Below are 14610 nucleotides of genomic sequence, written 5' to 3'. Positions count from 1 at the left end.
AGCTACCTTACAGCCCTGCAAACAAATGTTTGTCACAAAACGCCACCAAAGCGGCAAAGTCAACTTGGCCACTGGCTTCATATATGGGCACATTGGATAAAGCTTGTAGGTATGCCTCTTCATTTAACGCTGTGGTATCTTGATAAAAACTGCCATCAGTATATTGATAAAATGGCCCTGAAGATTTCATTACTGCTGCTAATAAGTCCCTTCTTTGGGTTAAATCGACCTGAGCAATTGCCATTGCATTGGTATTATCACGGTGCCAATTTAAGACAATGAATGCATTAAGAGGCGCAGTATCGCAAATTCGATTTGGGCCGTATAAGTCTTCAATAAATACGTCATATTTCTCTTCTAAATCCCACAATTCAGCTAAAGGCATGGCATTTAATTCAGCTATTTTTTGTGGCTTAAACATCCCAATTAAGCGTGGGTTATTGATGATAGTGCCCGGATTAATTCTAGGCAGTTTAGGAATACCTTTTGCTATTGTTTGTTGACCGTCATTTTTAATTAATAATCTGTCGTTACTAAGAAATTGCGTATCGCTTAATTCCATTAAGTGCAGCATTAATGTCGATTTTCCACCACCAGAAAACCCTGCCATAGCAATTGCGTTACCGTTTCGAACTAAGCCAGCAGCATGGCAATTTTGCCAATCTTGTTGCTGTAACCAGTTTAGGTATTGGCTATTGATAAAGTTAATCACTTGATTGTCATTTTTAATGCAAGGGCCAGATGCTAACTTTAGATTTTCACTTTGCAGAAAACACATATCTGTCTTAACTTTGTGTACTACCCGCGCGCTGGGAAAATCGTAATAACTGTCTTTACGGCCTGATTTACCCCCTTCTCTACGCCAATCTTTGAAGGGCAGTGATAAGTCTTCCACAGGTTTTTCTATGGCAAGCATCGAAATATTGGCTTGCCCAGATAAACACACAATATGTTTAAAATAGGCAGCTAATTTAGCTAATAATTCTTGGCTGTTACTACCTACTTCTATAATGCAGTTGTCTAATTTTAATAAAAGTGGTTTGTCGACCAGTTTTTCAGTTGTGCGAAGTTTTTGTACTAGGTCTTCAAGTTCCAAATTCATTATGTATTGCCTTTTTGCAGGGATAGTTGTTGTATTATGTGTTGTGTGTATAACTCGGCAGCGTCTATGCCAGCTCCTTCAAGTGCCCCTTGAAAACCACCAAAAGCTGATACTTCAAATACTATGGGGCCTTGGTCGGTTAACGCTACATCTACAGTGGTAAAGTCCATATTAAAAGGGGCTTGGGCCCGAGTGGCCAGTGCTATGATTTCAGCTGAAGGAGTGAATGCTTCATATTTTCCGCCACTATGGATAGTGGTGTTCCAAGTGTCACTTTGAGACACCCTAGCATAAGTGCCAAGATATTTACCTGCCAGAAAAACCATGCCTAAGTCTTTACCATTAAGCTCAAGCTTGCGTTGAATATACATCATAGGATTAGTTTGGCAAAAAGCTTGTATTGCTTTACGGATTTCAGCTTCACTTTGTTTTGCTTCGATAACACACATACCTCGTGCTTTGGTTGAAAACAAAGGCTTAAATACCGCACTGCCATATTCTTTAACCGCAGCGAATGCTTGATCAAGCGATTCAGTGACTATGGTATCTGGCATAGGAATATTGGCATTACGTAAGGTGACGGTGCAGCTTAAGCGGTCAACTAAACGTAACATGGGTTCGGCGCCGCTAAACACTGTAACTCCACGACCTTCGGCTATGCGCAATAACTCTAGTCTGTCGACGGTATTAGGGCTATATTCGGCACTGATTTTTTTAACTGCTATGGCATCTAATTGCGTTAAGTCTACCCCTTTATATGCTAGTGAGTTGTCGCTCAAATCTAACTTTACATCAGCCATGTCGACCACTAAGCGAAATCCAGTTTTCGCTTCGATGCGATCGGCTAATACTTCAGTTGACCATTTACCAGGGATCCCTACAACTGCAACTTTTAAGTTATTCAATGAATAGCTCCTTAAGGGGAATTCTAAATTTTGAGTATTGTTCTGGCTCTAGTGATAGCACCAGTTCAAGTAAATATTGAGCACGTAAATACATACGATTAGCCAATGATTTATCTAAGATAAAACGGGTTGATGTGGCGAAAGACCTGGCTAAGCCAAGTGCTAACCTTAGATCAAAGTTGCTGTCTTTTTCACGCACGGCGTAACGTCTGGCCATTTTATAAAATGTTTGTGCCACTGACATGATTTTTTGTCGAGTTTGTTTATCAAGTATTTGTAAACGGTAATTCGAAACCATAAAAACTGAGACATCTTGAACATAGTCCATATGGCTGGAGCGGTGTAAATCAATAAAGTTTATTTTTTTCTCGAGGGGATCATAAATAATATTATCTAGATTAAAGTCACCATGAATATAAACAGAAAATGGGCAAAATAAATCCACCTCAATTATTTTTGCTTGAGCCATTAATGTTTCAAAACAAGGAAGCGGCAAACCACCAATCACTGCATTTTGTCGCTGAAATTCAGGATGTATTTTGTATACATCAGGCATTCTTTTCTCAAGTTGGCTAATAAACTTTGCACACACTGGTTTGTTGCTGCGGGTCGCTTGCCAAACTGATCTTAAAGTGGTGTGTAATTGTTGTTGGGCTGCGGCTAATAAATCGCTGCTTTCGGTTAATAATATTTGTTCAAAAGTATAGCCAGATAGATGCTCAATTAGCAGCGCGGCAGATTCTCCGCGTTTTTTATAAGACAAAATTTTAGGCGCTAAACCTGGATATAATTCATGCCAGCTTTGTACCCCTAATTTTTCTTCTTTGACTTTACGTTTCTGTCCATCTTTAAAAATGGCTACATAACCACTTTCATCTTTACTGGTTGAAGTAATGGCCGATATTGAACTGCCTGAGCGTGTTTCTGCTATGGGTTCAATATTAAATTCGCCGTCATCATTGGGTAATTTACTAATTAATGATTGCAGAGAAAAAAATCTTTCAAAATTAACGGGTTGCCCTAAATTTGCTGAAATAATAGATTCACTGATACGTCTTAAGGCTTCACCCATCTGTTTAAATTCATAGGTTAAAAATAAACCTTGGATTAATATTTCAGTATGATCTTTTTGTTTTAATTCTTGGGTGTAATACTTTCTAAGCTTTTTTCTACTTTTTTGGATGTGTTCTTCTGTTTGGCCGATAGTAATGGCTATTTTTGTATTATTACTTGCCAATGTTTTATCTATCTTGCGAATTTCTTGGCGTAAGGTTTCCAAGATAATAATATAACTTTCTGGCTTAAGGAGACTTAAATCAGAGATATAGTCTAAATGCCGCACACTGTTACAGCAAAGCTCAGTAATTCGCTCTAAATCGGTGGCGATAAATTCAGCCATACGCAGATTTAAGCGACTACCACTATTATTTTTACCTTTTGAGAGTGCTTGGACACTACTTGAATGAATACGGGTTTTTAAATTATTAGAATACCCTAGGCGATCGAGTATTCGCCTTGCATTGGCTGCAGTCGCCACTTCGAAATATTGCTGTAAACTGGCTAGTTGGGAATCTACCTCAGCGGTCAAAAAGTTCAAGTTGTTATAAATGCTTTTCGGTAGACTTTTCATAGAATAAAATTATTTTAAATTGACAGGTTATAGTCATTCGATTGGGGCCATAGTATGCTGCAAAATAGCATAACTACAACGTTGATTTATATTAATTTTTTATGATAATTAGCTTAACCCAGACTATATGAATAAAATTCCAATCACTCGCACATTCACTATGCTCAATCCGAAACCTATTATCTGATTTCAGCAACCTCCTGAACGCTGTGTCCTAAATTACTTTTCAGGAAGTTCTGCTTTAACTGAATTTTGTGACACTCTACACCTCCGCATTACTCTGCAACTTACCTTTGTTATCTTGTATCGGGTAACAGTGCAAGTTGCTTAATTGCCGTTCATAGCGCTAAAAAGGCCTTTTGAATATCCGCAGCGATGGCTGCCCGAGTAGCCAAAGATGAATATTTAACGTCAGAATAAGGCCAACACCTTGTTCGACTTCAATTAGCAAAAAGTCACATGCATCACAAATTTGTTGTACATAGATGCTTCTGAATGCAGATACGTTTGCAGAATAAACCTGTCTTCCAACTCAGTAGACAAAAGAATGTTCAGTAGGGATTTATTTTGACAATGAAACACATAAGGCATGTCGTCATTAACCTAATCAATTGGTTTTATTGTTGCACAACTATGCCTTTAACTCACAATTAGCGTGTTTCACCAACTGTGGAGCTGGGTTCTTTGTTAGCCACTCACAGAACATAAGTGGCTTTTTGTATTAGATGGCGAGATTAATAGGCGCCTGCTGCATACGTTAACTCATAACTATGGCTATATATTTCCAAGATATTACCAAATGGGTCTTCCATATAAATCATGCGATAGGGTTTTTCCCCTGGATAATAATAACGCGGTGCAAGCATACGTTTTTTACCACCAGCGGCAATAATGGTTGCAACCAATTCTTCTAAATTAGGATCTTGCACACAAAAGTGAAATACCCCTGTTTTCCAATATTCAAAATTGTTGTCGGGCTGTCGTTGATTTTTAAACTCAAACAATTCAACCCCAATGCGGTCACCTGTTGAGAGATGAGCAATTTTAAACTTCTGCCAATTGGCGCCAAACACATCGGTACACATTTCTCCAATAGGGCTTTGGTCTTCAATGATTTCGGTGGGCTGCATGATCAAATACCAACCTAGTACCTCAGTATAAAATTTAACCGCGGCTTCTAAATCAGGTACTGAAATACCTATGTGTGAAAATGTTCTTGGATAAGGATGACTCATACTTTAAATCCTGCTTGGTTATTGATAGTGAAATAGTACAGGCAATGATAAAGTACATAAAATTATCAATAATCATAGATATAAGTACATTTTGTAATGATAAATCAAACTTGGTTAAAAACCTTTTGTACTCTGGCTGATATTGGCCATTTCACGCAAACCGCTGAAAAGTTATTTATGACTCAATCTGGGGTCAGCCAACATATTAAAAAATTAGAAAAACAGCTGGATTGCCAACTATTAGTCAGAGAAGGAAAATCATTTTCTTTGACTAATAAAGGCCAAGAATTAAAACAAAAGGGACAAGTGTTACTTAGAAATGCTGAGAAGTTAGAAGCTCTAATCAAGCAAGATGATCCCTACAAAGGGATCATTAAAATTGCTTCGCCTGGTAGTGTTGGCTTATCTCTTTATCCAAAATTGTTAACATTACAACAAACTCATCCTGATCTTTGTATTGATTATGCATTTGCGCCTAATAACAGAATTGAACAAGACTTAGTGGATAATCAACTCGATTTAGGATTAATCACCCAATTAAGTAATAAAAGTGATTTAGTCTGTGAAAAAGTTGCCGAAGAACCATTAGTACTGGTGACACCAGCAACTGTTAAATCGATAAGTTGGCAAGGTTTACTTACGTTAGGTTTCATCGCCCACCCTGATGCTGCACAACATGGCAAACAATTATTGCGGGCAAACTTTCCCCAGTTTGAGCATGTAGAACAATTTCAACACAAAGGATTTTCAAACCAAATTAGTTTAATTCTAGAACCCGTTAGCAAAGGTCTTGGTTTTACGGTTTTACCTTTATTTGCGGCCAGCGCTTATCATGCGCAACAGTCGATTCAGATACATAACTTGCCAATACCCGTAAGTGAAAACCTTTACTTATGTGTCAATAGACATGTTGTTAACGCCAGCAGAGCCAAGATTATACAATCAAAAATAAGCGATTTTTTAGCTTAGGAATGTTAAAAATTGCATCATTATGGGCTAATCAGCGTGTAACTGATGCAAAATTTCGCAATCTTTAATCTGCTTATTATTAGCACAACAGTTCGCTAAGCTGTGCAGATGTTTTTCCAGTTGTTGCAACTCGTATTGCGCAATATGGATCTGTTCAAGTTGTTGGGAAATTAAACTATCTACTTCAGCACAAGGGGCGTTGCCATCACTTTGTACTACTACAAGTTTTTTAATGTCGGCCAGCGGCATACGTAATTCTTTACAGCGGCGAATAAAGTTTAATGAGCCAATATCTTTGTTTTGATAATAACGGTAACCATTGTCTGCTCGTTTTGCCTCAGGCAATAAACCTATATCTTCATAGTAACGAATAGTTTTAGCGCTCACCCCAGTGACACTGGCTAGTTGTTTGATTTGCATATTTGATTGACCTTACTATTACTGGAAGGTGTATTCTACCTCGTATAATAACTATCAATCTAACTTAATAACGAGAACCTCATGAGTGAATGTTGCGGTGTAGATGCCCAAGACAAAGAACAACGTACCCTGTTATGGACAGTCTTATTGCTAAATGCTGCCATGTTTTTTGTGGAATTTATTGCCGGTTGGTTAGCACAATCCAGTGGTTTAATGGCCGATTCACTGGATATGTTGGCTGATGCCATGGTGTATATGGTGGGCTTATATGCAGTAGGAAAAGCCATTCAATACAAGGCAAAAGCGGCATTATTTAACGGTAGCTTACAATTATTCTTAGCTGCACTAATTTTACTGGATGTGGTTCAGCGCTTAATATTTGGCAGTGAACCACAAACCCAAGTGATGTTATGGATTTCACTATTAGCATTAGCCGTCAATTTATTCTGTTTTGTTTTACTGTCACGTTACCGCTCTGGCGACATAAATATGCGCGCCAGTTGGATTTGCTCACGTAACGATATGATCGCTAACGTTGGCGTTATGATATCGGCGGGTTTAGTTATGTGGCTAGACTCAGCCATCCCAGATCTAGTGATCGCAATCATCATCGCTTTGGTGATCATTCAATCGTCATTAAAAATAGTTAATGAGTCTAGGGCTATACTTAAAGAGCAACAAAAGCCTAAATCTTCTTGTTGTGGCTAAGGCATTTTTATTGACCGTCCATTCAAGAAAATTGTTTGAGCCTAATGATTATGTACTATATTATTGCTTACAAAAGTTAAGTGGAACGATTTTCGTGCTTCGAAGTACCGCGCTAATAACAGCCTGAATATCGACTTTAGCTATACCTTGCCCATTCAAGTATGTGGATCACATTCTTCAATAATTAAAAATAAATTACCCTTACCGCTAAAAGCTCCCAAAGTTGGAATTATATAAATAGATGAAACGTTTTTTAAAATCATTACATTCACGATTAACTATTCTTATTTTTTTGGTAGCATTGCCCGGATTAATAGCCCTGATATATACATCTATTGTAGAGCGTGACCACGCCGTTCGTTCAGCACTTGAACAAGCAATTAAAACCGTAGATATAACAACAACGTTTCAAACCTTGCTGGTAACCCGTACAGAAAACTTTTTAAAACAATTATCAACCTTTAAACAAGTAAGCAATCCTAATTCTGCAGAATGTAGTGAATTTCTAGCTGAAGTCATACAGATTAAAGATGTATATAGCAATATAGGTGTGCCACGAGTAGACGGAGAGCTGCTATGTAGCGCAATACCCCTAAGCAAGCCTATAAATGTTGCTGATCGTGCTTATATTCAAAAAGCTATTACAACAAAAAGGTTTGCTATCGGTGAATTTCAATTAGACCGAGCCAGCAATGTGCTTACTATTAATTTCGCCTATCCTATTATTCCTGAAAATAGTACTGAAATGGTGGGACTTGCCGTAGCAGCGCTATCTTTGGATTGGTGGAGTAAACACTTAAAACAAGCTAATTTACCTGAAAACTCTGTTGCTTATATTATCGACCATAAACAAACAATTCTTGCCACCTTTCCGACGGATCCCAAATTACTTGGTTTATCTATTTCCGAAGTACAACAAAATCTAAAGGAATATCAATCTGACTCTACAACCATTAAAGCTTTTATTAGTTCAGAGAAACCATTAAGAGTCTATGTTAATAAACCTTTGTTAGCAGATAATGAATCAATCATCATACGTGTAGGCATTCCCTTTGAAGAAAAATTAACGGTTATTAATTCTCGTTTATTAAAAATGGCGGTTACCCTGCTTTCTTTTATTGTATTAATATATTTAGTAGCCACATGGGGGATTAAAAAAAGCGTACTCACCCCGCTTAAAGTTTTATTACAATCCACTAAAGACTTAGAGAAAGGTAAGGATATTGGCAATACGCCACAACATGGATCCTCAGAACTAGTAGATTTACAGAAACACTTTTCACTTATGGCAAAAGCCCGATTAACTGCTGAGAAACACCTACAAGACAGTCAGGAATCGTTACAAGAAAGCAAAAGAAAGTTGTTAGAGCATATTGAGAACACACCACTTGGCTGCATCACATGGGATAAAGATTTCACATGCACTAACTGGAATAAATCAGCGGAAAGAATATTCGGGTATACACCAGAAGAAGCATTGGGCTTACATGGTTCAAATCTAGTGATGGGCTCTGAATTACGTGGAGAAATACAATCTATCCACCAACTACTACTGAATACAACTGGCAGCAGAAAAAATACCAATGAAAATATCACCAAAAACGAGAATACAATAATTTGTGAGTGGCACAATACTCCAATTATCGATAAAGATGGCTCAATTATCGGCGTCACTTCACTCGTCCAAGATGTGACTAAAAATAAACAACTTAAAAACGAGCTCACCTTAGCTGCAAGTGTATTTTCACAAGCCCAAGAAGGTATTATTATTACCAATATTAAAGGGATAATCATTGAAGTAAATGAAAGTTTTAGCAATATTACTGGTTACTCACGAGAAGAGATAATAGGCAAAAATCCAAATATTCTAAAATCTGGGCGGCAAGCGGCGGAGTTTTATCAAAACCTATGGCAGACAATAAACGATATAGGGCATTGGAGTGGAGAAGTTTGGAATAAACGTAAAAATGGCGAGGTGTACGCCCAGTATCTTAATATAAGCTCAGTACATGATGATTTAGGGCAGATTAAAAATTACGTTGCCATATTCTCAGATATATCTGAAATAAAAGACCATCAAAATCAATTAGAACATATGGCACATTATGATGTGTTAACCAATCTACCTAATCGCACACTGTTAACTGACCGGTTAAATCAAGCCTTGAGCCAAAGTAAACACAACAAAAATCAAGTGGCCATAATATTACTTGACTTGGACGGGTTTAAAGAAGTGAATGACACTCATGGACATAGTGTTGGAGACGAACTTTTAGTCATATTTGCTGCTCGTCTAAAAGACATATTACGTGATTGTGATACTTTAGCTAGATATGGCGGCGATGAATTTGTAGCAATATTAAGCAAATTAGACAATATTGAAGATTTACACCCTATCGTTGAGCGGATGTTAAAAGTTGCATCCGAGCAAATAACACTCGGTACTAAAGTGCTAAAAGTGTCTGCCAGTATTGGGATTACGATCTACCCATTTGATAAAACTAATGCCGATCAACTTATTCGACATGCAGACCAAGCTATGTATGTGGCAAAACAAAAAGGGAAAAACTGCTACCACCTTTTTGATATTGAAACAGAAGATGCAATCAAACAAAGACATACTATTTTACAAAACATCACGGATGCCTTAAACAAACGGCAGTTTGTTTTATATTACCAACCTAAAATTAACATGATAACTGGCGAAATCATTGGTGCCGAAGCATTGATCCGTTGGCAACACCCTAGTCGTGGACTTTTATCACCGGCTGAATTTTTACCCTTTATTGAAAACCATTATCTGACAATAGATATAGGCGAATGGGTAATAGAAGAATCTTTAAAACAATTAACAAAATGGCAGACGTTAGGTTTACGCTTGCCAATAAGCATTAATATTGACGCATTACAAATACAACAAAAAGATTTCGCAGAACGTCTACAACAACTACTTGCAACTTATGCCAATGTAGAGCCAGATTGTTTACAACTAGAAATACTCGAAACAAGTGAGTTAAGCAACGTAACGGATGTATCAGAAATGATGAATAGCTGCGTAAAATTAGGGGTGAGTTTTGCAATTGATGATTTTGGCACGGGTTACTCATCACTCACTTATCTAAGAAGACTCCCAGCCAAGCTCATCAAGATAGATCAAACATTTATCCGTGACATGTTGAACAATTCAGAAGATAAAGCAATAGTGATAGGGATCATTGCTTTAGCCAAATCATTTAATCGTACAGTCATAGCTGAAGGGGTAGAAACTCTTGCTCACGGTACTGAGTTAGTAGCTTTAGGCTGTGAATTAGCTCAAGGATACGGTATAGCCAAACCTATGTCAGCCAATGAAATCCCCGAATGGACAAACAAATGGGAGGAAAATATTGAATGGCAACAATTACGAAACAAAAGCACCTAATGTGTGACAAAGGTATTTAGCAGCCCACAAATAATCAGAATAATTTAACAGTAGCTTATCCAACCTCAAACTTAACCCTTACAGTCCGTTTAAAATTAACAGAACAAGACTTGAAGATACAACACAAGAATAAAACCGACATATATCTGAGCTGGCAATATTATAGTTCTGCAATGATAATTCAAGACTAAAAAACATGTCGTTTTTGCAAACTTTACTCAACGCATTTTAAAAATATAGGTATTGGATTGATAAAAATAACCAATCAAATACCTGCATTGAATTACAAATCTTGAACAGTCACTACACCTTCGGTCCATTGTTGTAACCAGGCTTGCCACTCATCGGTATTCCAATCTAGATCATTAGCTAAACTGATAGCAGTACGCATATGTTTAAATGCGGTACTTAACTGGCGAGTTTCAGACTTAGTATGCGATACCGCCCGTAAATAATGATAAACAGGATCTCTATTTTGAGTCTCAGTTAATCCATCTAAAAGCCTAATCGCTTCTTTAGTATTTCTTAACGACTGATCATCAGCTAACAATCTTAAATAAACGACGTCTTTTATCGCTGCAACATGCCTTTTATTTGCCGCTGACTCTAACCACATGACTGCTTTCTTTTCGTCTTTAATTACCCAGGGACTATTCAGCAATATTTTACCTAAGCGATATTCAGCTTCAGTATTGGTTTGTTTAGCCGCTTCTAAAATCCATTTAACAGCTGATTTTATATCATCTTGATCTCGGTATAATTTAAGTCCATATTCAAGTTGAGCCTGAATGACGCCAGCTTCAGATGATTCTTTTAATAATTGATTTATTTTTTCATCAGTCGCATTTAACCAAGTATAACTCATCAAAGTATGAGCATATTGGTATTTACCAATCGGCGTCGATTGATTTTGTAATTGCAGTGCTAGCCTTCTAATTCGGCGATAAAGTATGGGGGTCTTATCTCTAAATAAGCTTTTTCCATAACTAGCCGAACCTTGATAAGAACGACCAATAAAAGGAACCGGCTGCTGTTCTAATGTTGGCTCTGCTACACCTGTACTAGAAATAGTATAAAGAATATCTTTTATGTAACCATAACTAGTAACGGGAACTAAATTTCGACGGGAGCCATCAGTTTCAATATCGTAATCAACGATTAAAAAGTATGGAAGATTTAACGAAGCTGCAGACGATCCCACACTAATACCAAGAGGATCGACTGCAGTATTAAACTGATCTGAAAACCCTAAATCGTCTGAATCAGCAAAACCTGCTAGCTCGTCAAATTCTTCTGCAGTGTCCTGCTCGTCGCCTGCTAAATCTCCAATAAAACGATCACTATTATCAACAACCACAACTTTTTTTCCTAGATTAATCTCATTAATACTAGGATAAAATTTATCCGTCACTGAAGTTTTACCAAAATTAAGCAAATAGTCAGCAACAATATTAGCCACTTGTTCTTTTTGTTTTACTGAAATTTGCGCAAACAGTTTTTCGACAAGTTGTTTTGAATCTTTATAATCTTGTTCAGCTGCTAATGAAAACCAGATTAACGATTCTAAAAAATTTGTTTCAACCCAAAAGCCATTAAAATGAATGACACCTAATTGATAATAGGCTCGTGGATTGCCGACATCGGCTATCAACTTATATTCTTTTAATGCTAATTCGTATTTCTTCTCTGCAAAATAGTGATCTGCCAATAACAAATCTCTAGCATTAAGACCTGCGCTCAGCAGTATAGTCCCAGTCAAAATCAGGGCACGGGAGATTATCTTCATAATTCAAAACGCCATTGCAGTAGTTAGCACCCAAAAATCAACATGATGATATAGCTGTGCTTGATCTATATAAATGAGTATGGCCGACACAACTGTGGACATTTACACTACCTAACAGCGCCATGACAGCCATACATTTATAATCCGCTAAAACAAATCTTATTTTACAGGTCTAAAACTAATAGAACGTAATAGAATCCCACCGCCAGTCACTTCAGATTTAGGTCGAACAACTATTTCTTGTTTACCAGCGGGCATGTCAACTAATGCTAAGGTGGCAGTATGGAAACGCAATAACGTACGGCCGCCCATTTGACGTTTTGAGTTATGGCGATTCCCTGAATCAATAGCTTGCATGGCGTAATCTTTACCACCTATAGTGAAATACCATTCACTAAAATCAACAGTATCATCTGCCGAATATTCAACGTCTAATATATACTCTCCGGCCTTTGCCACATCTACAGACCAAGTTGCCTTACCTGTATTGTCCCAATTCATAATATTTTCAGCGTATTTCCACTCACCAAACTTTTCCATCCAACGAGATTGGCCGTTTTTACAGCCTGAATTACATTTAGAAAATACTGAGCTCAAATAAGTGCTTTGAATCGGGTCAATACCAATTGTGTCATCAACTTGCGGTTCGCCGTCTAATTCGACCACTATGGTAGTAGACAATTCTTTAGGTTGGTCTTTAGGCAAGTTAAACACTGTCCAGCCGGAATTCGACTTTTCATAGCTCACGCCGTTATCATCACCAAACAAACCGTCAAAGAATCCAGTTTCAATAGGGTTTAACAATTCAACAGACACAACATTATTTTTTAAACCTGATAGATAAATTTCATCTTCTTTAGGCCATTCTGTGACATGTAAATATAGTTTGTTGCCCTTAACAGAAATATCACCCCAAGGCTGGATACGCCCCCATGGTGATGCATCAGCACCATAAATAGCGACACCATTTTCTTTTACCCACTCACCGGCAGCTAATAAATTTTGTTGGGCTTTCTGAGGAATGTTACCTTGCCCGTCTGGGCCCACATTTAACATGTAGCTACCACCACGCCCCACAGTAGTAATAAGGCTTTCAACGATTTTTTTACTGGTTTTCCAGTTTTCGTCATACCAAGCATATGACCAAGAACTGTTAGTTGTGTCGATTGTTTCCCATAAACCTGTATGGTTGATATCAGAAATGTGATGATCACCTAATGTTTTAAAATCCCCTACTCCGTTACCAATACGGCTGTTAATTAAGGCATTAGGTTGTAACTGTTGAGTTAACTCAACTAAGCGCATAGAGTGTGCTTTAGACATTTGTCCAGGAGTATCAAACCATACTGTGGAGATAGGCCCATAGTTGCTTAATAATTCAGTCACTTGGGGCACAACTTTATTATTAAAATAGTCTTCAAAAGAATTAGTTTGATCTTCTGCAGTCCAGCTTGTTCTAGCACTACCTTGTTCGTACCAATCTTGGTTTTGTGAATAATAAAAACCTAAACCAATACCCGCTTTTTGACATTCTTCTGCCAGCTCTTTCATGGGATCACGTTTGTATGGTGATGCGTCAATTACATCATAATCACTCGCTGCCGAGTCATACATGGCAAAACCATCATGATGTTTAGCGGTAATAACAATATTTTTCATGCCCGAATCAACGGCTAGCTTAACCCAAGCTTTGGCATCAAAATCTGTTGGATTGAACTTCGCTGCTAATTTTTTATATTCTTCTTTAGGAATATCAGCCATGTGTGGACTCATTAACCACTCAGCAATACCGTAATAAGTTTTACCGTTCCATTCACCGCCTGTCATTGAATACAACCCCCAATGAACAAACATGGAGTACTTATCTTCTTTAAACCATGCACCACGCTCACCAGAGATCTGTTTTTGAATAACACTGTTATCTCCCCACAGATCATCCATAGATTTATCTGCTTTGTCAGCAGCTAAAACACTTGAACTCAGTAGTGCAGCGGTAATGGCTATTGCTAATTTTTTCATTAAGTTTTCCCAATCAATTAAAAGCTAGAATGGCAAATATATATTCATCTTCAAAAATAAAAGCATAAAAGGGTTAAGCTCAACCTACAGGTTTAACGAATACATACATGCAACAAATTAGTGCTTTTATATACATAAAAATACACACTTGCAACAAATAATTAATAATTAATATAAATCTATATCGCTAAAGATACTGGAAATTTTGCTAGAAAGTTCATAGATAAATAACCAAAAAAATAAAATTAATGTTCACAGAGACAAGATGTAATGAAAATTAATCTCAATAACACTGACATCTAAATTAAATATAGATACACACCGATTACTCAAAATGAATAAAGTCTATTTTGCTACGAACAGTATATTTATGTGGATTTATACTTTATAGGAAATCAAATATAACTTGTGCAAT

At 37.3% G+C, this 14610-nt stretch carries 10 protein-coding genes; 3 read left to right on the top strand and 7 right to left on the bottom strand.

Going from position 1 to position 14610, the window contains the following annotated elements:
* Positions 1-7: 7 nt before the first annotated feature.
* The 4 genes from GQR87_RS07780 to GQR87_RS07765 form a co-directional block, all read right to left on the bottom strand.
* Positions 8-1102, bottom strand: a complete 1095-nt coding sequence (locus GQR87_RS07780; RefSeq protein WP_158968133.1) for an HprK-related kinase B — start codon at positions 1100-1102, stop codon at positions 8-10.
* Positions 1102-2007 carry a GAK system ATP-grasp enzyme gene (locus GQR87_RS07775; RefSeq protein WP_158968131.1) on the bottom strand — a complete coding sequence of 302 codons (906 nt, stop codon included), beginning with the start codon at positions 2005-2007 and terminating at the stop codon, positions 1102-1104. The genes GQR87_RS07780 and GQR87_RS07775 overlap by 1 nt, the downstream gene beginning before the upstream one ends.
* Positions 2000-3604 carry a phosphotransferase gene (locus tag GQR87_RS07770; RefSeq protein WP_199271704.1) on the bottom strand — a complete coding sequence of 535 codons (1605 nt, stop codon included), beginning with the start codon at positions 3602-3604 and terminating at the stop codon, positions 2000-2002. The genes GQR87_RS07775 and GQR87_RS07770 overlap by 8 nt, the downstream gene beginning before the upstream one ends.
* 767 nt (positions 3605-4371) lie before the next feature.
* Positions 4372-4872, bottom strand: a complete 501-nt coding sequence (locus GQR87_RS07765) for a lactoylglutathione lyase family protein (RefSeq protein ID WP_158968127.1) — start codon at positions 4870-4872, stop codon at positions 4372-4374.
* A 96-nt stretch (positions 4873-4968) separates the two neighbouring features.
* On the opposite strand from GQR87_RS07765, the gene GQR87_RS07760 reads away from it, so the two are divergent.
* Entirely contained in the window at positions 4969-5841 is an 873-nt protein-coding gene (locus GQR87_RS07760) for a LysR family transcriptional regulator (protein WP_158968125.1), read from the top strand.
* A 27-nt stretch (positions 5842-5868) separates the two neighbouring features.
* Here GQR87_RS07760 and GQR87_RS07755 read toward each other — a convergent pair whose 3' ends face one another.
* On the bottom strand, positions 5869-6261 hold the full coding sequence (locus GQR87_RS07755; protein ID WP_158968123.1) for a Cd(II)/Pb(II)-responsive transcriptional regulator: 393 nt from the start codon (positions 6259-6261) through the stop codon (positions 5869-5871).
* A gap of 81 nt (positions 6262-6342) precedes the next feature.
* On the opposite strand from GQR87_RS07755, the gene GQR87_RS07750 reads away from it, so the two are divergent.
* Together GQR87_RS07750 and GQR87_RS07745 are read left to right on the top strand one after the other, a co-directional pair.
* Positions 6343-6969 (top strand): cation diffusion facilitator family transporter, encoded by a 627-nt coding sequence (locus GQR87_RS07750; protein WP_158968121.1) that lies wholly within the window; start codon positions 6343-6345, stop codon positions 6967-6969.
* Positions 6970-7210: 241 nt separating this feature from the next.
* Positions 7211-10390: an EAL domain-containing protein gene (locus tag GQR87_RS07745; RefSeq protein WP_158968119.1), complete on the top strand. Its 3180-nt coding sequence runs from the start codon at positions 7211-7213 to the stop codon at positions 10388-10390.
* 283 nt (positions 10391-10673) lie between these two features.
* Here the strand turns inward: GQR87_RS07745 and GQR87_RS07740 are convergent, their stop codons facing one another.
* Entirely contained in the window at positions 10674-12176 is a 1503-nt protein-coding gene (locus GQR87_RS07740; RefSeq protein ID WP_158968117.1) for an SEL1-like repeat protein, read from the bottom strand.
* A 159-nt stretch (positions 12177-12335) separates the two neighbouring features.
* Entirely contained in the window at positions 12336-14195 is a 1860-nt protein-coding gene (locus tag GQR87_RS07735; RefSeq protein ID WP_158968115.1) for an alpha-L-fucosidase, read from the bottom strand.
* Positions 14196-14610: the final 415 nt, after the last annotated feature.

It is taken from the genome of Paraglaciecola sp. L3A3 (assembly GCF_009796765.1).
Lineage (GTDB): Bacteria > Pseudomonadota > Gammaproteobacteria > Enterobacterales > Alteromonadaceae > Paraglaciecola.
This window is presented reverse-complemented; position numbering and strand designations above follow the sequence as displayed.

Bases quoted from the DNA above. Each gene is read 5' to 3' on its own strand.
- GQR87_RS07780 (WP_158968133.1), bottom strand. From the start codon at position 1,102: ATGAATTTGGAACTTGAAGACCTAGTACAAAAACTTCGCACAACTGAA.
- GQR87_RS07765 (WP_158968127.1), bottom strand. From the start codon at position 4,872: ATGAGTCATCCTTATCCAAGAACATTTTCACACATAGGTATTTCAGTA.
- GQR87_RS07760 (WP_158968125.1), top strand. From the start codon at position 4,969: ATGATAAATCAAACTTGGTTAAAAACCTTTTGTACTCTGGCTGATATT.
- GQR87_RS07755 (WP_158968123.1), bottom strand. From the start codon at position 6,261: ATGCAAATCAAACAACTAGCCAGTGTCACTGGGGTGAGCGCTAAAACT.
- GQR87_RS07750 (WP_158968121.1), top strand. From the start codon at position 6,343: ATGAGTGAATGTTGCGGTGTAGATGCCCAAGACAAAGAACAACGTACC.
- GQR87_RS07745 (WP_158968119.1), top strand. From the start codon at position 7,211: ATGAAACGTTTTTTAAAATCATTACATTCACGATTAACTATTCTTATT.
- GQR87_RS07740 (WP_158968117.1), bottom strand. From the start codon at position 12,176: ATGAAGATAATCTCCCGTGCCCTGATTTTGACTGGGACTATACTGCTG.
- GQR87_RS07735 (WP_158968115.1), bottom strand. From the start codon at position 14,195: ATGAAAAAATTAGCAATAGCCATTACCGCTGCACTACTGAGTTCAAGT.